Origin of the sequence: Clostridium sp., from assembly GCF_050717545.1 — a bacterium.
Taxonomy (GTDB): domain Bacteria; phylum Bacillota; class Clostridia; order Clostridiales; family Clostridiaceae; genus Clostridium_AD.
The window spans coordinates 25,146-47,591 of sequence record NZ_JBOITN010000031.1; the positions used below are offsets into that span (position 1 = coordinate 25,146).

Genomic DNA, 22,446 nt, shown 5'->3' on the forward strand with positions numbered 1-22,446 from the left:
TCTAGGATGGTCTTAACTACTAATGATTAAGGCATATGTTATAAATAGTAGAGGAGTGCGAGAAGATGAAAAAATTGATACTTGTAAAATTTGCCCCGGAGATATTTTTAAAAGGGCTAAACAGAGGTAAATTTGAAAAAAAACTTAAAGACAATATAAAAAATTCAATTAAAGGATTAGAATACGAGTTTGTTGAAGACCAAGGAAGATGGTTTATATCCTCAGATGTTATGGAGCAAGTTATAGAAAAGGTTAAAAATGTTTTTGGAGTAATGGAGGTTTGTCAGGTTACTCAGGTTGAAGCGAGCCTTGAGGCTATTGAAAAGCAAGCACTTTTAGAACTAGATGGTAATCCTGCTAAAACATTTAAAGTAGAAACTAATAGGGCAAATAAAAGTTTTACCCCAGGTTCAATGGATGTAAGTAGAAAAGTAGGGGGACATATATTACGAAACAATGATAGTGTTAGTGTTGATGTACATAACCCAGAGTGTGTTATAAATGTTGAAATAAGAAATATGGCATATATATATTCAAAAAGAATACAGGCAGTTCGAGGATTACCTTATGGGGTGAATGGGAGTACTATGCTTATGTTATCAGGAGGTATAGATTCTCCTGTTGCAGGTTACATGATGGCAAGGCGTGGAGTAGAACTTCATGCAGTTTATTATCATAGCCATCCATATACTAGTGAACGTGCAAAGGATAAGGTAAAGCAATTAACAAACATACTAAAAGAATATACTGGAAAATTAACATTATACGTAGTTCCTTTTACTGAAATTCAAATGCAAATTATAGAAAAGTGCAGGGAAGACGAATTAACAATAATTATGAGACGATTTATGATGAGACTCGCTTGTGCACTAGCTGAAAAGTATGGTATAAATTCAGTAACTACTGGGGAAAGCATAGGACAAGTAGCTAGTCAAACTATGGAAGGCCTTGTAGTAAGTGATGATGTTTCTGATAGACCAGTGTTTAGACCGCTAATAGCTATGGATAAAGTGGATATTATAGATGTTTCAAGGCAGATAGATACATATGAAACTTCAATTCTACCTTATGAGGATTGTTGTACTATTTTTGTTCCTAAACATCCAAAAACAAAACCAAGGTTAGTTGAGATAATTAAGTCTGAATCAGTTTTAGATATTGATAAATTAGTTGAGAAAGCTATTGAGGATATGGAAATTTATAAATAAATATATTAATGTTAATTAGTATCTGGTTAAAAGGATACAAAAGATACAACGCAGAAAAAAATCAAAAGGGTAATACAGTTAAATGAATGATAGTATAAAAAAAGACATCAGATAAGTATAACTTATCTGATGTATTTTTGTTTTATGTGTTTATCTTAAATATATATTATTTATTTTTAAGTCTCTTAATATTGATAGTAAAATATTTATTTAAAAATTTTTCTATACCTTTTTGCTTGCAATATTTATAAATAGTGATAGAAATATATGACCACACTGCAGCAATAAACCATCCACCAAGAACATCTGTTGGATAGTGTGCACCAACGTAAACTCTACTAATTCCCACAAGAATTAGATATAAAAATATAAAACCACTAAGTATATATGCAACTTTTTTATTTTTTATTCCTTTGATTATGAAGTAAATAAGAACTATACCAATAGCGGTAGAGATGGAAGAATGTCCACTTGGGAAACTATAGCCATGAGCTTCCATTAACCATGGTTCTAGGGGCCTAAATCTTTTAACTGTATTTTTAAGTATCAAGTTAGTAAGACCAGTGAATCCGATATTAAATACAGAGCAAATAGCTTCTAATTTATTATTTAATAGGTACAATATAACGAAAACAAAAAGAGTTATTAAAATCTGATAAGTTGGGTCTGATGATATCGATAAAACAATAAAGAATTTATCCCATCCCAAATTCATAGAATTTGCTAAATAATAAGGCATTTTAAATCAATCATCCTTTCTATATTACATTAAGCATCGACATGTTTATAAACATTGCTTTTAATAAAACATACCAAAATTCAATTAGATAATATTATTATATCATTTAATATTATATCAAAAGGCTTTATTAAAAGATACATTTATATTCTTCCTGGGGATAAGCTAAGGAATTTCAAACAATTATAATTATAATTTTTAGCTAATTATACAAAGGTAATGCTGAAAAAAATATATTGTTTAAAATAAAAAAAATATTGATAAACAATAAAAATGTATTGATATATAGTTAATATAGTAGTATTATTGAAATTGTAGTAAATGTTATTAAGAAAAAGAAGAATATTGAAATTTTGGAGGGGAATGAAATGGAAGAGAAACATGTGTTAAGTAATATTGAAAAATGTAATATGAAATTATTAAATGAAGAACGTATAAAGGAAACAAAAGAGATAGATTCTAAAATTAGCGCAAGCGAGAAAATACTTACTATTTGTATAGCATTTGGTTTAGCAATAATTTATGATCGTTTGTTTAGCTTTAAACAGGTTGGCATATCTGTTGTTATTTTCTATGTAATGTTTATGGGGTTTTTCTTATGGAGTATTAGGGAAAAGGTTAGATCTATAAGAAACATTGACTTTATTATGATTATTCCTATCTTACTACTGGCAATAAATTATTCTATCCATTCAAATAGTCTTTTGAATTATTTGAATGGGGTTATGATACTCTTACTTACAGTCATAAGCACTTTATTAATTAGATATCGAGATAGAAAATGGGAGTACGATCAATTGGTGAGAAAAGTTTTCACTAGGGTTTTTAAAAAAATCCCGGAAAATATTTGGAAACCATTTATATTTATCAAAGAGAGTATAACTTTAAAAGGTAAAAAACAAAAAAATTCAACAAATAAAAATATTTTAAGAGGATTAATTATTTCTATACCACTTCTAATTGTTATTATAGTTTTATTAACATCGGCGGATATGGTATTTAAGAACTATTTAATGAATTTTTCAAGAGCATTTGAAAATATAAATATAGGCAATACAATGAGTCACTTTTTAGTTATTATGGCGATTTTCTTAATTTCATTTTCATATATATGGAGTTTTAAATATACCTGTAAGCACAAGGAATATAATAAAAAGACTTTGCAGTGGGAGCCAATAAGTATGCTCACAGTTATTTTTATGATAAATATAGTATATCTTTTATTTTCAATAGTACAGTTTTCTTATCTTTATGGTGGAGATACTAGCTTTCTTCCCAGTGGTTTCACTTATTCAGAATATGCAAGAAAAGGTTTCTTTGAGCTTTTTGCAGTTACAATAATTAATTTTACAATATTACTTAGCAGCATGAAATTTATTAAAAAGGATAATAAGACAATTAGCATTATAGCTAATATATTATTAACGCTACTTGTAGGGTTTACAATGAATATGTTATTTTCAGCTCATTATAAGATGTCCTTATATGAACAAACTTATGGATTTACTTATTTAAGAATTTTCGTTCATATATTTATGTTTATGTTGTTTTTGCTATTTATAATAGCTCTAATTGGAATATGGAATAGAAAGGTTCCGGTAAATAAAGTTTTATTGATAACTGTTTTGATTATGTATATAGTGTTAAATTATATTAATGTAGATAAAGTAATAGCGCAAAAAAACATTGATATATATTATAAAACTCAAAAAATTGATGTATTATATCTAGAGAGCTTATCTTATGATGCTACAGTCGAAATCATAAAGCTAAAAAATGATTCTAACGAAGAAGTTTCTAGTGAGGTTAATATATATCTATCTGATATAAAGAAAGAATTATCAAAGGAGTCATCTTGGTATGAATTTAATTATTCTAAATATAGGTCTAAAAAGGCTATAAATTAAATATATTTACACAACATTCGTTAAAAAAGTATATTTCCCGGGAATTAAAAGCTATTGTCGTATAAATTAGCAAAGAAAGCAGCAAATCTACTTAATTAGACTTACTGCTTTCTCTAAATGCTATTTTATGACAAACTCAAAAATTGTTTTATTCTTTCATGCTCAGGATTTGTGAATAATATTTCTGGAGTAGAATTTTCTAATATCTCTCCATTTTCCATAAAAATAATTCTATCTGATATTTCCCTTGCAAATTGCATCTCGTGGGTAACTACCATTAGTGATATTTTATCAAGGGCAAGATCTCTAATTACTTTCAATACTTCACCAACTAGTCTAGGATCTAATGCAGAAGTTGGTTCATCAAACAGAATTAACTCAGGGTTCATCGCAAGGCACCTAGCGATAGCAATACGCTGCTGTTGTCCACCCGAAAGGGTACAGGGATAAGCGTTAATTTTGTCTATTAGATCTACTTTTAAAAGCAGTTTTTCTGCAACCGTTATAGCTTCTTTTCTAGATATGCCATTTACTAGAATAGGAGCTTCAATTATATTCTCTAGAACAGTTTTATGAGGGAATAAATTAAAGTTTTGAAAAACCATTCCTATCTTTTTAGAAGCATTAATTGCCTCCAGATTAGTGATTTTATTTTTGGATTCTGCAATAGTGATGCCTCTAAATTCAATCTTGCCACTATCCATATGTTCAAGTCCACTTATGCACCTAAGAAGAGTGCTTTTTCCAGAGCCAGAAGGGCCAATAATTGATATTACTTGACCTTTTTTTAGATCTATGGAGACGTCCTTTAAAACTTTATTTTCACCAAAACTTTTATTTATTTTTGATATCTTTAATAAATCCATACTAGCACCATCCTTCAATTCCTATTAACATTTATGTTTTGTGAATATAAAATATTAATTAATATGTACCACACCTGCATCCTGACAGCTAAAAGTTTTTTTGTTACATGGGAGACTATAATGTTTTCATTCTATTCGTATATTGAATATTTCTTTTCAAGCTTTCTAAAAGCCATCACAATGAGAGATGTAAATAGTAAATATATAATTGCGGCAATAAAAAAAGGAGTGATTGTAAAATCTCTAGTTACAACTTCTCTAGCAGCTCTTAATAAATCTTGTAATCCAATAGCGGCGACTAAAGCAGTATCCTTTACTAAATTAATTGCTTCATTACAAGTGGGAGGGATTATTCTTTTAAAGGCTTGGGGAAGTATTACTTTTGACATAGTTTGTTTATAGTTCATTCCCAGTACTTTGGCAGCTTCATATTGACCTTTATCTATGGACTGAATACCAGATCTAAATATCTCCGTAAAATATGCTCCGTAATTCAAGGAAAAAGTAAGAGCAGCAGCCATAAAAGGAGAAAATCTAATACCTATAATAGGTAGTCCAAAATATGTGAAAAATAGTTGAAGAAGTAAAGGAGTTCCCCTAAATAACCAAGTATAAAAGTCGACAACTTTGCCAAGTATCTTTAAATTTGAAACTTTAATTAGTGCACCTATTACTCCAAGTGGTATACAAAAAATTATTGTTGCGAAATATAATTCTATTGTAAATATGCTTCCTTTTAAAATATATGTTGTAACGTCTAAAAAATCAACCAAGTATAACACTCCTTTTGAAAAATTACATTATTATGATTATTACTACTCAAACATTACTTATATGGAATGTTTGAGCAGTAGTTTATTATTTGAAAGTTATATCTTTACCAAACCACTTTTGAGATATAGTGTTGGATGTGCCATCATTTTTCATTTCTTCAAGTAGTTTATTTATTTCAGTAGTAAGGTTTATATCATTTTTTCTAATACCTACGCCGTAATCTTCAACTCCAAGATCTTCCTCAAGTATTTTATAATCATTTGGTTTTTTATTAACATAGTATCTTCCAACTACCTCGTCAACTATTACAGCGTCAATTCTTTTTGCATTTAAATCTAATAGTGCTTCTGTGTTGTTTGAATATTTTTTTACCTTTTTTAACGAATCAGTAAGAGTCGTGTCCTTAGCAAGGGCAGTTTCACTACTGCTTCCTAATTGAAGTCCTACATTTTTATCATTTAAATCAGTTTTACCTTTTATAGTCGAATCACTGCGCACAATAATTATTTGCTTATTTTGAAGGTATACTTTAGAAAAAGCAATTTGTTCTTTTCTTTTATCTGTTATAGTGAGTCCATTCCATATAGCATCAATATCTTTATTATTTAAACTTAATATAACTCCGTCCCACTCTACAGGTTTAAAGGTGACTTTAACGCCTAACCTCTTACCTACTTCTTTCGCCATATCAATATCAAACCCTACAATTTCACCTTTATCATCTCTAAAACCCATTGGTGGGAAATTATCATCAAGCCCAATTACAAGTTCTTTTTTTTCTTTTAAATCAGCTAAAGAACTATCGACTGCCGGTTTACTGCTACACCCAGCTAAAATAGCAGTTGAAAGTATTGCCACCATTAATAAGTTGAATTTAATTTTCATATTAAGCACCCCTTTATAAATCCTATTAATATCATTTTACTTTATCGTATTAACTTTGTAAAGCAAAAAACCGAAAATAATACTATATTCAATATTCTGATTAGTTGCATTTTTTTATATAATTAACTTGACACTAAAATAACAAAGTGTTATTATAAATTTGAAAATTGAATAAATCCTTCAGGGTAGGGTGTAATTCCTAACCGGCGGTAAAGCCCGCGAACCGAAAGGTAGATCTGGTATAAATTCCAGAGCCGACAGTAAAGTCTGGATGAGAGAAGGAGAAGAACGATGATAAATATAGATGATTTTTATTTATTAACAAGAATTATAGTTAATAAATGCTTTTGTGTTTTGAGTTCAAATGTATTTAGTAAACATTGCCACAAGGTGATGAGGAACTAAATGCGTAAGTAGCTTATTAAGCCCTGAAAACATTGTTTTCAGGGCTTTTATTCGTTCAATAATTTTATTTTGCTAAAATAGTGTTTATCAGGAAAAGAGTTTCTAGGAAGATTAGTACCACAATTATATAATTAGGGGTGATAAATTGGACAATTATTATATGGCAAGAGCGCTTGAATTATCGAAGCTGGGGGTGGGTTTTGTAAATCCTAATCCACTTGTTGGAGCCGTTATTGTAAAAGATAATAAAATAATAGGTGAAGGATATCATGAATATTTTGGTGGACCTCATGCAGAAGTAAATGCTTTTAAAAATGCAACGCAGGATGTAGAAGGTGCAACAATATATGTAACTTTGGAGCCTTGTGCACATTATGGTAAAACGCCACCTTGCGCTGAGGCTATAGTAAAAAATAAAATAGCTAAGGTTGTAGTTGGAATGGTAGATCCTAATCCATTAGTTGCAGGTAAGGGGATAGAAATTTTAAAAAATAATGGTATAGAAGTTATTAAGGGCATAATGGACAAGGAAATAGAAAATACTAATGAGATATTTATAAAATACATAACTAATAAAAAACCATTTTGCATTATAAAAACTGCTATGACACTGGATGGTAAAATAGCAACTTCAACTGGTGATTCAAAGTGGATAAGTAATCAAAAATCTAGATCATATGTGCATGAATTAAGGCAGTTGGTATCTGGAATTATGGTTGGTATTGGCACTGTCTTAAGTGATGACCCTGGGCTTACTACAAGAAGAGGAGGCAAAACTAGCAAAAATCCAATAAGAATAATCATAGATTCCACGGCAAGGGTGCCATTAGATGCAAAGGTACTTACATGTGATGATAAAACGAAAACAATTATAGTTACAACTAAGCTTGCAAGTGATACTAAGATTTGCGCTATTAAAGAAAAGGGCGCCCAGGTTATTGTAACTCCATGTAAGAACAACCGGGTAGATTTGGTCTATTTAATGGGCGTCCTAGGTGATATGGAAATAGATAGTATATTGCTTGAAGGTGGAAGTACTTTAAATTATTCCGCTCTTGAGGAAGGAATAGTTGATAAAGTTATTTCGTTTATTTCTCCAAAAATATTTGGAGGGACTTGTGGTAAAACTCCAGTAGGAGGTCAGGGAATTGAGCGAGTGAGTGATGCCTTTAAACTTAAGGATACTAAGGTTTCTACCTTTGATGAAGACATCATGATAGAAGGATATATAAGTAAATCTTAGTAATTAGATTGATAATTAAAATTAAAATAAATGAGGTGATAACATGTTTACAGGATTAATTGAGGAAATTGGTGAGATAAAGTCTATTGTAAAAGCTGCGAGGTCCGCAAGAATTACTATAAAAGCTGAAAAAATCATGAGTGGGTTAAAGATTGGTGATAGCATAAGTACCAATGGGGTGTGTCTTACAGTAACAGAGTTTAATAAAAACACCTTCGCCGTAGATGTAATGGCAGAAACTATCAGAAGTAGTAATTTAGGCAAATTAAAGTCTGGTTCTTATGTTAATTTGGAAAGAGCATTAATGGCTAGTGATAGGCTAGGAGGTCATATAGTAAGTGGCCATATTGACGGAGTAGGAACTATTATAGAACTTACCAAGGAGGAAAACGCCACCTGGGTGTCTGTTGAAACTTCAAAGGATATATTAAAGTATATTGTACATAAAGGCTCAATAGCAATTGATGGAATTAGCTTAACTGTAGCATATGTTAATGAAGATATTTTTAAAGTATCAATTATACCTCACACTAAGGGTGAAACTACTTTATTGATTAAGAAGACTGGTGACGTAGTTAACCTTGAGTGTGATATGATGGCAAAATATATTGAAAAGCTACTTATATATGGAGATAGTCCAAAAGAAAAAAAATCTATTAGTCAAAATTTTTTAGATGAAAATGGATTTTAACGACATTTCAGCTCCTCAGGAGATGATTTAATATACAGACATCAGTGTAGTTCAAAGCAAATGATATTACATCACAAGAGTTATGAATATAGCACTTGTAGTTGTTAAATAAGGGGTTGGAGAAAATGTATAAATTTAATACTATAGAAGAAGCTTTAGAAGACATTAAAAATGGTAAAATGGTTGTTGTAGTGGATGACGAGGACAGGGAAAATGAGGGAGATATAATTATAGCAGCAGAGATGGCCAGTCAAGAAAATATAAATTTTATGGCGAAATATGCACGTGGACTTATATGTATGCCTATAGTTAAAGAAAGATTAGAAAAGCTAAATATAAATTCTATGGTTGCAAACAATACTGATGTACATGGAACTGCGTTTAGCATATCTATTGATGCAACAAGTACTACTACAGGAATATCAGCTGCTGAAAGAGCTATTACTATATTAAGGGTTTTGGATCCAGAGTCCACCTCAAAAGATTTTAATAGACCAGGTCACGTATTTCCACTAGCTGCAAGAGAAGGTGGAGTACTAAATAGGGGCGGTCATACGGAGGCTGCGGTAGATTTAGCAAGAATTGCTGGATTATATCCTGCAGGGGTTATTTGTGAGATTATGAATGATGATGGATCAATGGCCAGGGTGCCAGAACTTATGGATTATGTTGAAAAACATGATTTAAAGATAATTACTATAGTAGATTTAATTGCATATAGAAGAAAAACTGAATGCCTTGTAGAAATGGTTACTGAGGCTAAAATGCCAACGAGATACGGAGAATTTACTATATATGGATTTGTAAATAAGTTGAATGGAGAACATCATGTAGCATTAGTAAAAGGAGATGTAAAAAAAAGTGAATCTGTACTTGTAAGGGTACATTCTGAATGTCTTACTGGTGATGCACTAGGTTCTATAAGATGCGATTGTGGAGAACAATATGATGCGGCAATGAAAGCTATATCAAAAGAAGAAAGTGGTATTCTACTTTACATGAGACAAGAGGGACGTGGAATAGGATTAATCAATAAGCTAAAGGCATATAATCTTCAAGATGAAGGAATGGATACCGCAGAAGCAAATTTAGCGTTAGGCTTCCCAGTAGATATGAGAGATTACGGCATTGGAGCTCAAATACTAGAACTTTTAGGTGCTACGAAAATAAGACTAATGACTAACAACCCTAAAAAAATAACAGGAATTTCAGGTTATGGTATTGAGATAGTTGAAAGAGTAGCTATAGAAATGAATCATAATGAAAAAGATAAGTTTTATTTACAAACTAAAAAAGAAAAAATGGGACATTTATTAGATTTGAAATAAAGCAGTTGCGCATGAGATGAATTTAATTAAGAACTAAAAAAATATAAATTAATAGGAGGATTTGAAATGAAAGTATATGAAGGTAAATTAATAGCTGAGGGTTTAAAATTTGGAATTATAGTAGCACGGTTTAATGAATTTATAGGTGGAAAATTATTATCAGGAGCACTAGATGGATTAAAACGTCATGGTGTTGAGGAAGAAAGTGTGGAAATTGCATGGGTACCTGGTGCATTTGAGATACCACTTGTTGCACAAAAGATGGCTAAGTCTGGCAAATATGATGGTGTAATATGTTTAGGAGCAGTAATAAGAGGGGCTACATCCCATTATGAATTTGTAGCTGGCGAAGTTACTAAAGGAATTGCATCTGTAACATTACAAACAGGAGTTCCAGTTATTTTTGGAGTACTTACTACTGAAAATATCGAGCAAGCAATTGAAAGAGCAGGAACAAAGGCAGGTAATAAAGGATATGATGCTGCAGTAACAGCAATAGAAATGGCAAATTTACTAAGAGAAATTTAGGGGCAAAAACGTATGGAATTTAACCTATGGTCTAAGCGCAGGGGCGAGGCGATTTCGCCTTGGGCTATTCTTATGGTATAATATTACTAAAGAGTAGGTAGAAGAGTGGGGCGGAGCTAAAATGGGACTTGGTGAGAGTGTGTTTAGTATTATATTTATTGTTACAGGTATAGTGGCTATTATAGCTGGACTAAATTTTGATAACAAATATAGAGGGGAATATAAGGGCGTAAATAAAACGGAGTATATAAAAGTAAATAAGCTTGTTTTAATTTCAATGGGTGGGATAATGTTGTTTGGAGTTTTTCTGGGACAGGGGTTACCAGTGTTTAAGGATATTATAACAGTTATGACATTTATATGTTTGTTAGTTTTATGGATTATATATTCAATAATATCTAAAAAAAATTTTACTAATAAAAAATGAATCAGAGTTGAAGCTTGTAACTTCTATTCTGATTCATTTTTATTTATAGAGAAAACATTATGGCTGACATACTTTATTTCTTCCAGAACGTTTGGCAGAGTATAATGCAATGTCAGCTTGACTTACCAGGTTTTCTAGAGTGGTTACGTTGTCAGGGTAGGTAGCAGCACCTATAGAAATGTTTAAATTAATGCTAAGCTTATCTGGTAAAATAAACTCGTGAATTTCTACAGCGGATCTTAAACGTTCTGCAACTTCTAACGCTTGCGAACTTGGACAATCAGGTAAAATAACAGAGAATTCTTCTCCGCCAATTCTAGATATAATGTCAAAACTTCTACTAGATGTAGATAATACAGTACTTAGTTGTTGCAATACGCTATCACCAGCTAAATGCCCATAAGTGTCATTTACATTTTTAAAAAAATCAATGTCTATAATAAGAATAGACAAATGTTCTTTATTAATTCTAACATCCACAAACGACCGAGTCAGCGCATTATCGTATTGCCTAACATTATTTAATCCAGTAAGAAAGTCTAACGTTGACTCTTGCTCTAATTTATTGAGTTGATTAATTGAAATATTCATATAATTTGATATATGATATGACAAAGTTCCAATTATACAGGATGCTATCCAAAAATAAACAAGTGTATTGTGGAGTATTATTGTATCTTTAATAATCAATAAAAATGTACTAGTCATAATTAAAGCACTTATAAAGTTTAGGTAAATCCATCTTTTTAATGGATTTATATTTAATTTCAATATTAAAATACAAGCGATAGCAATATTCAACATGTTAATAGAAGCTATTAGGGAGGTACTAGTGATACCAAAGTAACTAATTCTAAATACTGCAATTGTAATTCCAGCAATAATTGAAGCTGATCCACCACCATAAAGAGCAGCCAGCAATATGGGAATATGACGAAAGTCCAGAATTACAACAGGTGTAATGCGGACAGTAAATAACATTAAAATAATACCGAGAATTCCATGTGACAAGCCAAAGAAAAACTTTTGTTTATAGGAGAGTGATAAATTCAGAAAAATTCTTTTAAATACTTGACTATTTATAAAAATGAAGGAAATTAGTATCATACCATTTATAAATAAATCCCTTAACATTAGATAACTCCTTCCAAGAATAAGTATATATATTAAAATTAAAAATCTACTATATAATATTATATAGTAGATTCAAAAACAAGTGAACATTAAATTTTAATATCTTCAGGACGCAGACTATAAACTACATCTTTTCTTTCTAGCATTATACTAATTTTGTTTTTTAATTCGTCATCATTAAAAATTTTTAATAGTAGTTCTTTGGTGGGATTTACTGCTGTTGGGTTACTAATTAACTTTAACATGTTAAAATCGCCTGAGGTATCGCCATAAGCATAACTTTGATTTAAGTCAATATTATATTTACCTACAAAATATTCTATGGCAGTTTGTTTACTTATACTATCCCACATAGGGACAATATCACCAGTGTAAATATTATGTTCATTCAATGTGTATTTGGTCCCAACATAATCATCAAATCCGTATTTTATAGACATTTCACGTACAAGTTCAATGGGACTACCTGATATGGTAATAATTATATGACCTTGGCTCTTATGCCATTTAATTATATCACGGGTGTAGGTATAAACTCTATCACCTTTTTGCTTTACAATTTGTTTTGCAATAAACTCAATCTGTGACCTATGAAGTCCAATTATAGCTTCAGAATATATATCAGCCATCTTGAGCAGGTAATTATCATAGTTACCAATTCGCTTATCCCATTTGACGAAAAAAGGTTTTACTTCTTTGTACCATCTATCATTTTCTATTAGTTCACTTTTTATCAATTTTTTAAACACTTCGGTAATTAAAGCTTCTCTATAAAGAGTACCATCAATATCAAAGAAAGCAGCTATTCGTTTTTCCAAAGGTACACCTCCGATTTAAGTAGACTTTTATATGGCTTTTTTTATTATATGCTTCATTATAATAAGTGTTAATAGTTAGTTAGGATATATTATTCTGCCCTGGGTTACTATGAAATCAAGGGGCACATCATAAATATCTGCTGGAATTTCATCAATTATTTGATTATCGTAAGCTATACCAATAGTTATCGCATCTTTTGATTTTTTAGATAAAAACCTATCATAGTAACCAGCACCAAAACCTATTCTATTGCAATGTTTATCAAACAATACTCCAGGAACTATGATTAAATCGATATCATTTATATTTACCATCTTTAATAAATCATGTTTTGGCTCCATAATACCAAAAGCAGATTTAGTAACATCGGTTTTAATATCATTTATTTCAAAAGGGATTATCTCTCGCGTCTTCTGCACGCAATAAGGTGCTATTACCGTTTTAGAATTATTTAAACACCAAGTGACCAGAGGCAATGTATCAACTTCGTTGTTAAAACTGAGGTATAACATGATGTTCTTGCATTTTATAAATTGAGGTAATCTAATAATTGTGTTTATAATTTTATTACTAAAAGCACTTACATCCTGTATTTTCATGTTTTTCCTTTGAGAAAGCATATCTTTTCTTAAGGTGTTTTTGCTGTTGTTGTCCATAAGTACCCCCTCGGTATTATTTATAATTGTGAAAAATACCTCATTAATAATAAAAAAAATTATAGCATAATATAATTATATATCACAAACTATATTAAGACTAGTCAAGTAGTATAAAATATTTCATAGGAAATAATAAAAACGAAAACTATTAATTAATCTATTAATTTTTTATATTTATTTACCAAATTTACTAATATACATAAAAATACCCTATAGGGTTGACTTTGACATAGTCTACTCTATAGGACATTTTTAATTATGCAATGAATTTTATTATTTTACTAAATATTATTTAGCAGCTTCTACATACGCTTTTTGGAACCATGTCTGGCCTAAAGGTGATGTACGAGTTCCCTTAATATTTGGTCTTATAACTATTGTATTTGTATATTCATAAATAGGGATTATAACCATGTTTTCCATAAGAATGTCTTCTGCTTCATGCATGATAGTCATTCTCTTAGCTGGATCAATTTCTTTTTTTGCAGCTAAAATTTTAGCATCATATTCTGGATTTTTGTATCCTGGATCATTATTTCCTGAACTTGATGCCAATAAATCAAGGAATGTCATTGGATCAGTGTAATCTCCAAGCCATCCATCTCTTGCAAGTATATATTGTTTATCATTTCTTGTTTTTAAGAATACTTTCCATTCTTGGTTCTTAAGCTCTATGTCTACTCCAAGATTTTTCTTCCACATATCTTGAATTGCAGCAGCTATGTTTTGGTGTCCTACTTGTGTGTTATATAGTAAAGTTAATTTAGGGAATCCTTTTCCATCTGGGTAGCCCGCTTCAGCAAGTAATGCTTTAGCCTTAGTTACATCTCCAGCTGCAGGGAAGTATTCTTTACTTGCAAAGTCCTTACCATCTGGCTCAAACATACCATGTGGTACAAATGAGGTTGAAGGAGTTTGACCGCCTTTGGAAACATTTTCAACTATAGCTACTCTGTCTATAGCAAGATTTAATGCTTTTCTTACTTTAACATTTTGTAAAGCCTCACCAGCTTCTTTATTTATATCTAAAGCTTTAGGTGTAAGATTTGCTGCGTAGTAGTAAGTTCCTAAGTTAGGAGTTATTTCACACAAGCCATCTTTTATAAGACCAGGAATTTCTGAAGCGGGGGGAGTCCTAAGCATATCCATTTGACCAGCTTTAAATGCCGCAAGTGCTGCTGTTTCATTCTCTAGCATTTTATAGTTTATAGTATCAAGTTTGATATTATCAGCATCCCAATACTTATCATTTTTAACGAAAGTCATTACATCTTTAGGTAACCATTCTTTTAACTTGAATGCACCATTAGTGATATAAGTTTCTTTTTTAGTAGCCCAAGCAGTATCATTTTCTACTACATCTTTTCTAACTGGCATATATGTTTGGAAAGCCATAAGTGATAAGAAGTAACTTGTTGGGTTCTCAAGAGTAACTACAAGAGTTGAATCATCTGTAGCTTTTACTCCAACTTCATCAATTGTGGCAGGTTTTATACCTTCCGTTTTATCTGCATCTGGAAGTTCGCTTTCATTGTATCCTTGCCCATTCTTTAAATAAAAGAGTTGGTAATTGTATTCAGAAGCAGTGGCAGGCGTTAAAACTCTTTTCCATGCATATTCGAAATCTCCAGCTACAACTGGTTGACCATCTGACCATAGAGCGCCATCTCTAATATGGAAAGTATAAGTTAAACCATCATCGGACATTTTATAACTATCAGCAATACCTGGGATTGGTAAATCTTTGTTATCTAATCTCATTAAACCTTCGAAAGCATTTCCTATTATAGTGCCGCTATCTACTGCAGTACTTAATGCTGGGTCTATAGTCTTAGATTCTGCACCTAAATTGAAAGTTATTACTTGTGGTATTTCACCCGGTGTAGTAGCATCTGATGCGTCTTTATTACTGCAACCCGATAGTAAAGATATACTGAAGGTTGCCGCAAGTAAAAGTGAAGCAAGTTTCGTTGACTTAATCATTTTATTATTCCCCCTTTAATTTATATATATATAAAATCGGTGCAAGCACCGATTTATAATCTGTATTATACGCAATAAACATATTTTTGGTTAAGTTAGAATAAGTGACAAGCAACAAAGTGATCATTACCTAAATTCTTCAACTCTGGATTTACCTCTGAGCATATTTTTTTAGCATATTTACATCGGCCTTTAAATCTGCACCCTGGTGGAGGATCTATAGGTGATGGTATTTCACCTTTAAGCATAATCCTCTTTCTTAATGCTGCTTCTTCAGGGTCAGCTATTGGAATAGCTGAAAGTAAGGCTTGGGTATATGGATGCATTGGATGATTATATACTTCATCACTAATACCGATTTCAACCATGTTACCTAAATACATAACTCCTATTCTATTAGATATATGTTTAACCATTGATAAATCATGGGCTATAAAAAGATACGTTAATCCCATCTTTTCTTGCAATTCTTCAAGCATATTTATAACCTGTGCTTGTATTGAAACATCTAACGCAGATATAGGTTCATCACAGATTATAAATTCTGGTTGCACGGCTAATGATCTAGCTATACCAATTCTTTGTCTTTGTCCACCAGAAAATTCGTGTGGATATCTGCTAGCATGTTCACTACTTAATCCTACAGTTGTGAGCAATTCTTGAATTCTTGATATTCTATCTTTGCCTTTATAAACACCATGAATGTCAATGGATTCACCAACTATGTCACCAACAGTCATTCTAGAGTCTAGTGAAGCATAGGGATCTTGGAATATCATTTGTATTTTTTTTCTATAAGGGAGCATCTGCTTTTGACTTAACTTTGATAAATCATGTCCATCATAAATTATTTGTCCACCAGTGGGTTCGTACAGCTTTATTATTGTTCTTCCAGTAGTGGTTTTACCACAGCCTGACTCTCCAACTAATCCCAAAGTTTCACCTTTATTGATTGTAAAAGAAATACCATCTACTGCTTTTACATTACTGTGAGATGGTAGAAATAAACCTTTTTTCACTGGGAAATACTTTTTTAAATTTTTTATTTCAACTAATACTTTTTCATCACTCATTATAAACCTCCCCTTCCAACAGGTGCTTTTGTTTTAGGTGCATCAGGGTGATTTAGAAAACAAGCAGAAAAATGTTCCTCGCTAATTTGAAATAATGGTGGTCTTTGCTGTTCGCAAATTTTCATAGCATACTCACATCTAGGTGCAAATGGGCAGCCAACAGGTGGCTTTAATAAATCTGGCGGTTGACCCTCTATTGGTTTTAATTTTTCTTTAATACCACTTTTATGATTTGGGATACTGTTTATAAGTCCCCAAGTATATGGGTGTCTTGGATTGTAAAACAAATCCTTAGTAGAACCTGTTTCTGCAATTAATCCACCGTACATAACATTTATTCTGTCACAAACATCCGCAACCACACCTAAATCGTGTGTAATAAGAATAATTGAAGTGTTTAATTTTTCTTTAATGTCCTTCATAAGCTCAAGAATCTGTGCCTGTATTGTAACATCAAGGGCAGTTGTAGGTTCATCTGCTATTAATAGCTTCGGCTCACAACATAATGCCATAGCGATCATTGCACGTTGTCTCATACCACCAGAAAATTCATGAGGGTATTGTTTCATTCTTTGCTCTGGACTTGGAATTCCAACTAAGGAGAGCATTTGCACTGATTTATCAAAAGCCTCTTTTTTGGTTAATTGCGTATGTTTAAGTAACGGCTCCATTATTTGATTCCCTATAGTGAAAACTGGATTTAGGGAAGTCATTGGATCCTGGAATATCATCCCTATTTCATTTCCTCTTATTATTTCCATTTTTTTCTCTGAAAGCTTTGTAAGATCTTTTCCTTGGAATAGCATTTCACCTTCTATTATTTTCCCTGTATCAGGAAGTAGTTTCATAAGCGACGTCATAGTAACACTCTTTCCACTTCCAGATTCTCCAACTATTCCAAGGGCCTCACCTTTGTTTAAGTAAAAGGATATTCCTCCAACAGCTTTCACTTCTCCTACATGTGTAAAAAAAGATGTTTTTAAATTATTTACTTCGAGTAATCTTTCCATAACTTCCTCCTACCTATTTTCGCATCTTCGGGTCTAGCGCATCTCTTAAGCCATCGCCAAGGAAATTAAACGCAAGTATTGTTACACAAATTGCCATCGCTGGGAAAAACAGTTGCAATGGATAAAGCTGATATCCATCTAATGCTTCTGATGCAAGACTTCCCCAGGATGCTCTAGGTGCAGAAATTCCAAGTCCTATAAAACTAAGGAATGCTTCTGTAAAAATAGCTAATGGCACAGACATTGTCATTGTTACTATTATTGGTCCCATACTATTTGGAATTAAATGCTTTAATATTATTCTCATGCTACTAGCACCAGATATTCTTGCAGCAAGTACAAATTCCTGTTCCTTTAGCGCCATAACCTGTGAACGAACTATTCTTGCCATCGTTACCCAAAATGAAATTGCTAATGCAATTATAATGCTTGTCATACCACCATCCTCAGAAGGGTGATCTGGTGGATTTAGAATAACCATTAAGAGAATAACATAAATCATAGAAGGAACTGACCAAATTATATCAACAATTCTCATCATTATATTATCAACTAAACCACCAGCATATCCTGAAATACTACCATATAAAATCCCTATAACAAGATTTAAAATACTTGCCACATATGCAATGGTTAGTGAAATTCTTGCTCCATATAATACTCTTATAAACATGTCTCTACCAAACTTATCAGTACCAAACCAATGAGCTGAGCTAGGATTTTGATTTGCAATCATAAAATCTTGTGAATAATAATTATATTGTGATACCATTGGCCCAACTATAGCAAGTATAGATATAAATATAACGAAAACTAATCCTCCCATTGCAAGCTTGTTTTCTTTTAATCTTCTCCAAGCATCTTGGAAATAAGTTTCGCTTGGTCTAACTATTTCATTTATTTTTTTCTGATCATTTGGTATTCGCTCAAATAACTCATTATTTATTTCCATGTGTGTACCCCCTACGATTCAACTTTTATTCTTGGGTCGATTGTTGCATATAGTATATCAACAACAAGATTAGCGAGCACTAAGAAGGTAGCTTGTAGAACTACTAAACCTATTGTTACCGTATAATCTCTGTTTTGTATACTTTGAATAAATTCTCTACCCATGCCTGGAATACCAAACAGACCTTCAATTACAAAGCTTCCAGTTAAGACAGCAGCAATTAGCGGTCCAATATAAGTTACAATAGGGATTAATGAATTTCTTAAAGCATGTTTATATATAACCACATTTCTAGAAAGCCCCTTAGCTCGTGCAACTTTAATGTAGTCCTGCCTTACGACATCAAGTAAAGATGACCTTCCAAGTCGCGCAACAAAAGCCATTGAACCTGCGCCAAGAGCTATTGAGGGAAGCACATAATCCTTTACTGATTTAAGCCCTATGGCATTAAATATATGCATATTTATTGCAAAAACATATATTAGAAGTGTTGCTATTACAAAGCTCGGCACCGTAATACCAATGGTCGCTATAAACATGCACAATTTATCCGGCCATTTACCTTGATGAAGAGCTGCAACTATTCCCATGTATATACCTACAATCAATGCAAAGGCCATAGAAGTAAACCCTAATCTAGCTGAAACTGGGAGTGAATAATCTATAATATCATTAACAGTTCTTCCTTTATATACCATTGATGGCCCAAGATCACCTTGTGCTAGTTTTGTTAGGTAAGAAGTGTATTGTTCGAATACAGGTTTATCCAAACCATATTGTTTGTTCAAAGTAGCTAGAACTTGTGGAGTTAGTTTTTTTTCTCCGGAAAAAGGTCCACCAGGCATTAATCGCATTAAGAAAAAAGTTATTGTTACAATTACGAAAATTGTAATCACAGTTGAAAATAGTCTTTTAATTAAAAATTTTAACATCTTTTAACTCCTCTTGTAATATAATGTTGATACTTTTACCTTCATTATATTGATATTTGCTTTAAATTAATATTTACTTTGAATTATTACTTTTAATTTACACCTCACCATCTAATTTTAAATTTTCTTTAGCTAATTAAAATATAACTCTATTATATAAATTCCAGTGAGCAACAATTAAATTACCATCTGAAAATATACTTTAATGTCATAAAATGATTTTTTATTATCTGTAAACCTAATGCTACAAAATACTTCATAAGTAGCTTATTTATTTAAAAATTAGATTTAATTATATAAACTTAATTTTAAAATTATTAATTGTTAATGTACATTTACAATTAATATGTAGTAAGAAAATCATTTCGAATTTTGTATAATGCTATCACTAAAACACTTCACTGTCAATATTTGAAGCAACTTTTTATTTTAAAATACTTATGTCAGAATAAACTGTAATTTGACGATAAAAATTAGATAGTTGATATTTAATTCATATTATATTTTGAGTTTAATATATAAATGTTAAAGTCAATCTAAATAGGAACTAATTATGTGTATTTTTCGTAATAATTGCTGAATTCCACTTAGTTATGCAGTAAAGGGATTCATAAATAATAATTAGTGTTTATTTTTTGATCATTTCACGGAATATGAACAGGCATTTATATTGGATATAACAATTAATGATGACATTTCATTCTTTTTATAATATTATATATTCCAATTATTATTTAAATATATGCAATTGATAGAAATAAAAATACATGTAATTAGTAGAATAATTTTAAGCGAGTAATAAAACTTACGACTTAATTTAGCTCGTCACGTAATTTTTGAGGTACATATAATAGAACAAGATTTACTTGAATTATATATGCTATAATATATAATGTGCTATGTACTTAATAACAAACTAAAGGTGGTGAGGTACCATAAAAAAATTACATAAAAAAAGGTATATACTTGCAATATTGTCCGTTTCAATGTTTTTAGTATCCTGCAAAGATAATACTAAACCTGTTGAGAAAGATACATATTTGATGGGTACAATAATTCAGTTAAAAGTCTATGGTAAAAATGCAGAAAAAGCAGCGGATGAGTCCATAAAAAGGATAAATGATATAGAAAATAAAATGTCCGTTAATATAGCAACTTCAGAAATTAGTAAACTGAATGCAAATGCTGGGGTTTCAGCAGAAAAACTTAGCGTGGATACATATGAGGTAATACAAGAATCTGTAAAATATAGTAAGTTAACTGGGGGAGCCCTTGATGCAACAGTAGAACCAATTGTAAAATTGTGGGGCATTGGTACAGATAAGGAGAGATTACCTTCAAAGACTGAAATTGATGAGAAATTAAAGTTAGTAAGTTATAAGGATATTATTCTTGACGATAAAAATTCTACGGTGAAGATTAAAAACACCAATCAAGCTATCGATTTAGGTGCCATAGCAAAGGGTTATACAGCTGATGAGATAAAAAAAGTGTTATTAGATAACAAGATTAGTAGTGCTCTTATAAATTTAGGTGGAAATGTTTATGCTCTCGGTAACAAAACAGATGGAACTAAATGGAATGTAGGTATACAAAATCCATTAAGCAACCGTGGAGATTACTTAGGGACGATTAGTGCTGCTGATAAATCAATAGTTACATCTGGTAACTATGAAAGATTTTTCATAAAAGATGGTGTGCGTTATCACCATATATTTGATCCTAAAACTGGGTATCCAGCTGAGCAAGGGCTTATAAGCACAACAATAATATCGGATAAGTCAATTGATGGAGATGCACTATCTACGAGCACATACATCATGGGCCTTGATAAAGGGCTTAAACTGGTGGAGTCTATTAAAGGTGTAGAGGCTATTTTTATAACAAAGGATAAAAAAGTATATACTACCCCAGGACTGAAAGGCACTTTTAATTTAACAAACAAGGAGTTCACTTATGAAAAAGGGCGATAAAATAGTTGGAATAATACTTTTATTTTCTGTAATAATAACATTAGGCGGCACTTTAATATACAAAAGTTCAATTAAGGGAACAGAAAAAATCGCAGTTATTAAAAGCGATGGTAAGGTAGTTAAAACTATTGATTTAGATAAGGTAGTTGAGCAGCAAGAGTTTACTATAAAGACAAGCGATGGCCATTATAATACTATAATTGCTACTCGTGATAGTATTAAAGTAAAAGATGCTGATTGTTTACATAAAGAGTGTGTTAAAAGTGGAAGTATAGAAGAACCTGGTGAGATTATTGTTTGTTTACCTAATAAACTTATGATTAGCATTGAAGGAAAAGAAAATACCGTTATAGATGGTGGAACATTTTAAATTTAAAAGATGCAGGTGAAAATATGAAAAAGACTAAAAAAATGGTTTTACTTAGTATGTTAGTAGCAATGGCTTTAGTTATTTATTTAATTGAGGCTCAAATTCCAGTGATATTTCCAGGAATAAAATTAGGGCTTGCTAATTCTATATCCCTAGTTGCATTAGTATTACTCGGATGGAAAGAAGCATTTTTAATTATGATTTTAAGAACCATATTGGGGTCTATTTTTGGGGGAAGTATGTCAGCATTTATGTATAGTATTGCTGGTGGAATATTTAGTAATGTTGTGATGATATTATTATACAAGTATTTTAAAAAATCATTAAGTCTTCCTACAATAAGTATTTGTGGGTCTGTTTTTCACAATATAGGGCAGCTACTAGTAGCTGCCTTTATAATCAACGATTTAAGGATATATGTATATTTACCACTATTACTCGTATCGGCCATTGTAACAGGGTATTTTATTGGTATATTAACTAGTATGTTAAAAGATAGGTTAAGCAAAATATTATAAAAGTGAATATAAAAATAAAAAA

Annotated in this window: 22 protein-coding genes and 1 riboswitch; of the genes, 10 read left to right on the forward strand and 12 right to left on the reverse strand. The window is 31.3% G+C overall.

The annotated features are described in order from the left end of the window. The first annotated feature begins 65 nt into the window (after positions 1-65). On the forward strand, positions 66-1,208 hold the full coding sequence (gene thiI, locus ACREVX_RS08750; RefSeq protein WP_431543801.1) for a tRNA uracil 4-sulfurtransferase ThiI: 1,143 nt from the start codon (positions 66-68) through the stop codon (positions 1,206-1,208). Between the two features lie 166 nt (positions 1,209-1,374). Here the strand turns inward: thiI and ACREVX_RS08755 are convergent, their stop codons facing one another. Further along, positions 1,375-1,947 carry a phosphatase PAP2 family protein gene (locus tag ACREVX_RS08755; RefSeq protein WP_431543802.1) on the reverse strand — a complete coding sequence of 191 codons (573 nt, stop codon included), beginning with the start codon at positions 1,945-1,947 and terminating at the stop codon, positions 1,375-1,377. Positions 1,948-2,315: 368 nt separating this feature from the next. Here ACREVX_RS08755 and ACREVX_RS08760 point away from each other — a divergent pair, with 368 nt between their 5' ends. Beyond that, complete coding sequence (locus ACREVX_RS08760) at positions 2,316-3,854, forward strand: DUF4153 domain-containing protein (RefSeq protein ID WP_431543803.1); 1,539 nt, start codon at positions 2,316-2,318, stop codon at positions 3,852-3,854. Positions 3,855-3,979: 125 nt separating this feature from the next. Here the strand turns inward: ACREVX_RS08760 and ACREVX_RS08765 are convergent, their stop codons facing one another. The 3 genes from ACREVX_RS08765 to ACREVX_RS08775 all read right to left on the reverse strand — a co-directional run bounded on the left by ACREVX_RS08765 (position 3,980) and on the right by ACREVX_RS08775 (position 6,379). Continuing rightward, positions 3,980-4,720, reverse strand: a complete 741-nt coding sequence (locus ACREVX_RS08765) for an amino acid ABC transporter ATP-binding protein (RefSeq protein WP_431543804.1) — start codon at positions 4,718-4,720, stop codon at positions 3,980-3,982. 131 nt (positions 4,721-4,851) lie between these two features. After that, entirely contained in the window at positions 4,852-5,493 is a 642-nt protein-coding gene (locus tag ACREVX_RS08770) for an amino acid ABC transporter permease (RefSeq protein ID WP_431543805.1), read from the reverse strand. An 85-nt stretch (positions 5,494-5,578) separates the two neighbouring features. Then, positions 5,579-6,379 carry an amino acid ABC transporter substrate-binding protein gene (locus ACREVX_RS08775; RefSeq protein WP_431543806.1) on the reverse strand — a complete coding sequence of 267 codons (801 nt, stop codon included), beginning with the start codon at positions 6,377-6,379 and terminating at the stop codon, positions 5,579-5,581. A gap of 172 nt (positions 6,380-6,551) precedes the next feature. Further along, a riboswitch (FMN riboswitch) is annotated at positions 6,552-6,666 on the forward strand. Positions 6,667-6,929: 263 nt separating this feature from the next. Between ACREVX_RS08775 and ribD the strand changes: the two genes are divergently transcribed. From ribD to ACREVX_RS08800, 5 genes are all read left to right on the forward strand, one after another. Continuing rightward, positions 6,930-8,027, forward strand: a complete 1,098-nt coding sequence (gene ribD, locus ACREVX_RS08780; protein ID WP_431543807.1) for a bifunctional diaminohydroxyphosphoribosylaminopyrimidine deaminase/5-amino-6-(5-phosphoribosylamino)uracil reductase RibD — start codon at positions 6,930-6,932, stop codon at positions 8,025-8,027. 43 nt (positions 8,028-8,070) lie between these two features. After that, positions 8,071-8,718 (forward strand): riboflavin synthase, encoded by a 648-nt coding sequence (locus ACREVX_RS08785; RefSeq protein ID WP_431543808.1) that lies wholly within the window; start codon positions 8,071-8,073, stop codon positions 8,716-8,718. Positions 8,719-8,843: 125 nt separating this feature from the next. Further along, positions 8,844-10,046: a bifunctional 3,4-dihydroxy-2-butanone-4-phosphate synthase/GTP cyclohydrolase II gene (locus ACREVX_RS08790; RefSeq protein WP_431543809.1), complete on the forward strand. Its 1,203-nt coding sequence runs from the start codon at positions 8,844-8,846 to the stop codon at positions 10,044-10,046. Between the two features lie 66 nt (positions 10,047-10,112). Continuing rightward, positions 10,113-10,574 carry a 6,7-dimethyl-8-ribityllumazine synthase gene (gene ribH, locus ACREVX_RS08795; RefSeq protein WP_431543810.1) on the forward strand — a complete coding sequence of 154 codons (462 nt, stop codon included), beginning with the start codon at positions 10,113-10,115 and terminating at the stop codon, positions 10,572-10,574. 121 nt (positions 10,575-10,695) lie between these two features. Further along, positions 10,696-11,001 (forward strand): hypothetical protein, encoded by a 306-nt coding sequence (locus ACREVX_RS08800; protein WP_431543811.1) that lies wholly within the window; start codon positions 10,696-10,698, stop codon positions 10,999-11,001. Positions 11,002-11,058: 57 nt separating this feature from the next. Here ACREVX_RS08800 and ACREVX_RS08805 read toward each other — a convergent pair whose 3' ends face one another. From ACREVX_RS08805 to ACREVX_RS08840, 8 genes are all read right to left on the reverse strand, one after another. Further along, positions 11,059-12,135, reverse strand: coding sequence for a GGDEF domain-containing protein (locus tag ACREVX_RS08805; protein WP_431543812.1), 1,077 nt, complete (start codon positions 12,133-12,135; stop codon positions 11,059-11,061). A gap of 89 nt (positions 12,136-12,224) precedes the next feature. Further along, positions 12,225-12,953, reverse strand: a complete 729-nt coding sequence (locus ACREVX_RS08810; RefSeq protein ID WP_431543813.1) for an HAD-IB family hydrolase — start codon at positions 12,951-12,953, stop codon at positions 12,225-12,227. Positions 12,954-13,028: 75 nt separating this feature from the next. Further along, positions 13,029-13,610 (reverse strand): 5-formyltetrahydrofolate cyclo-ligase, encoded by a 582-nt coding sequence (locus ACREVX_RS08815; RefSeq protein ID WP_431543814.1) that lies wholly within the window; start codon positions 13,608-13,610, stop codon positions 13,029-13,031. 291 nt (positions 13,611-13,901) lie between these two features. Continuing rightward, positions 13,902-15,596 carry a peptide ABC transporter substrate-binding protein gene (locus ACREVX_RS08820; RefSeq protein WP_431543815.1) on the reverse strand — a complete coding sequence of 565 codons (1,695 nt, stop codon included), beginning with the start codon at positions 15,594-15,596 and terminating at the stop codon, positions 13,902-13,904. A gap of 95 nt (positions 15,597-15,691) precedes the next feature. After that, positions 15,692-16,669: an ABC transporter ATP-binding protein gene (locus tag ACREVX_RS08825; protein ID WP_431543816.1), complete on the reverse strand. Its 978-nt coding sequence runs from the start codon at positions 16,667-16,669 to the stop codon at positions 15,692-15,694. Beyond that, entirely contained in the window at positions 16,669-17,679 is a 1,011-nt protein-coding gene (locus ACREVX_RS08830) for an ABC transporter ATP-binding protein (RefSeq protein WP_431543817.1), read from the reverse strand. The genes ACREVX_RS08825 and ACREVX_RS08830 overlap by 1 nt, the downstream gene beginning before the upstream one ends. A gap of 13 nt (positions 17,680-17,692) precedes the next feature. Continuing rightward, positions 17,693-18,631, reverse strand: coding sequence for an ABC transporter permease (locus tag ACREVX_RS08835; protein WP_431543818.1), 939 nt, complete (start codon positions 18,629-18,631; stop codon positions 17,693-17,695). 11 nt (positions 18,632-18,642) lie between these two features. Then, positions 18,643-19,563 (reverse strand): ABC transporter permease, encoded by a 921-nt coding sequence (locus ACREVX_RS08840; RefSeq protein WP_431543819.1) that lies wholly within the window; start codon positions 19,561-19,563, stop codon positions 18,643-18,645. Between the two features lie 986 nt (positions 19,564-20,549). Between ACREVX_RS08840 and ACREVX_RS08845 the strand changes: the two genes are divergently transcribed. From ACREVX_RS08845 to ACREVX_RS08855, 3 genes are read left to right on the forward strand one after another with little or no spacing between them, the layout of a single operon-like run. Continuing rightward, a complete protein-coding gene (locus tag ACREVX_RS08845; protein ID WP_431543821.1) occupies positions 20,550-21,536 on the forward strand; it encodes an FAD:protein FMN transferase in 987 nt (328 codons plus the stop codon). Then, the gene (locus ACREVX_RS08850) at positions 21,520-21,906 is read left to right on the forward strand and encodes a NusG domain II-containing protein (RefSeq protein ID WP_431543822.1); all 387 of its coding nucleotides are present in this window, start codon (positions 21,520-21,522) and stop codon (positions 21,904-21,906) included. Before ACREVX_RS08845 ends, ACREVX_RS08850 begins: the two co-directional genes overlap by 17 nt. 23 nt (positions 21,907-21,929) lie before the next feature. Beyond that, complete coding sequence (locus ACREVX_RS08855) at positions 21,930-22,424, forward strand: Gx transporter family protein (RefSeq protein ID WP_431543823.1); 495 nt, start codon at positions 21,930-21,932, stop codon at positions 22,422-22,424. Positions 22,425-22,446: the final 22 nt, after the last annotated feature.

What these genes read in the sequence shown, in the direction of transcription:
- thiI (WP_431543801.1), top strand. Translation starts at nt 66, where the DNA reads ATGAAAAAATTGATACTTGTAAAATTTGCCCCGGAGATATTTTTAAAA.
- ACREVX_RS08755 (WP_431543802.1), bottom strand. Translation starts at nt 1,947, where the DNA reads ATGCCTTATTATTTAGCAAATTCTATGAATTTGGGATGGGATAAATTC.
- ACREVX_RS08760 (WP_431543803.1), top strand. Translation starts at nt 2,316, where the DNA reads ATGGAAGAGAAACATGTGTTAAGTAATATTGAAAAATGTAATATGAAA.
- ACREVX_RS08765 (WP_431543804.1), bottom strand. Translation starts at nt 4,720, where the DNA reads ATGGATTTATTAAAGATATCAAAAATAAATAAAAGTTTTGGTGAAAAT.
- ACREVX_RS08775 (WP_431543806.1), bottom strand. Translation starts at nt 6,379, where the DNA reads ATGAAAATTAAATTCAACTTATTAATGGTGGCAATACTTTCAACTGCT.
- ACREVX_RS08785 (WP_431543808.1), top strand. Translation starts at nt 8,071, where the DNA reads ATGTTTACAGGATTAATTGAGGAAATTGGTGAGATAAAGTCTATTGTA.
- ACREVX_RS08790 (WP_431543809.1), top strand. Translation starts at nt 8,844, where the DNA reads ATGTATAAATTTAATACTATAGAAGAAGCTTTAGAAGACATTAAAAAT.
- ribH (WP_431543810.1), top strand. Translation starts at nt 10,113, where the DNA reads ATGAAAGTATATGAAGGTAAATTAATAGCTGAGGGTTTAAAATTTGGA.
- ACREVX_RS08800 (WP_431543811.1), top strand. Translation starts at nt 10,696, where the DNA reads ATGGGACTTGGTGAGAGTGTGTTTAGTATTATATTTATTGTTACAGGT.
- ACREVX_RS08805 (WP_431543812.1), bottom strand. Translation starts at nt 12,135, where the DNA reads ATGTTAAGGGATTTATTTATAAATGGTATGATACTAATTTCCTTCATT.
- ACREVX_RS08815 (WP_431543814.1), bottom strand. Translation starts at nt 13,610, where the DNA reads ATGGACAACAACAGCAAAAACACCTTAAGAAAAGATATGCTTTCTCAA.
- ACREVX_RS08820 (WP_431543815.1), bottom strand. Translation starts at nt 15,596, where the DNA reads ATGATTAAGTCAACGAAACTTGCTTCACTTTTACTTGCGGCAACCTTC.
- ACREVX_RS08825 (WP_431543816.1), bottom strand. Translation starts at nt 16,669, where the DNA reads ATGAGTGATGAAAAAGTATTAGTTGAAATAAAAAATTTAAAAAAGTAT.
- ACREVX_RS08830 (WP_431543817.1), bottom strand. Translation starts at nt 17,679, where the DNA reads ATGGAAAGATTACTCGAAGTAAATAATTTAAAAACATCTTTTTTTACA.
- ACREVX_RS08835 (WP_431543818.1), bottom strand. Translation starts at nt 18,631, where the DNA reads ATGGAAATAAATAATGAGTTATTTGAGCGAATACCAAATGATCAGAAA.
- ACREVX_RS08840 (WP_431543819.1), bottom strand. Translation starts at nt 19,563, where the DNA reads ATGTTAAAATTTTTAATTAAAAGACTATTTTCAACTGTGATTACAATT.
- ACREVX_RS08845 (WP_431543821.1), top strand. Translation starts at nt 20,550, where the DNA reads ATGTTTTTAGTATCCTGCAAAGATAATACTAAACCTGTTGAGAAAGAT.
- ACREVX_RS08850 (WP_431543822.1), top strand. Translation starts at nt 21,520, where the DNA reads ATGAAAAAGGGCGATAAAATAGTTGGAATAATACTTTTATTTTCTGTA.
- ACREVX_RS08855 (WP_431543823.1), top strand. Translation starts at nt 21,930, where the DNA reads ATGAAAAAGACTAAAAAAATGGTTTTACTTAGTATGTTAGTAGCAATG.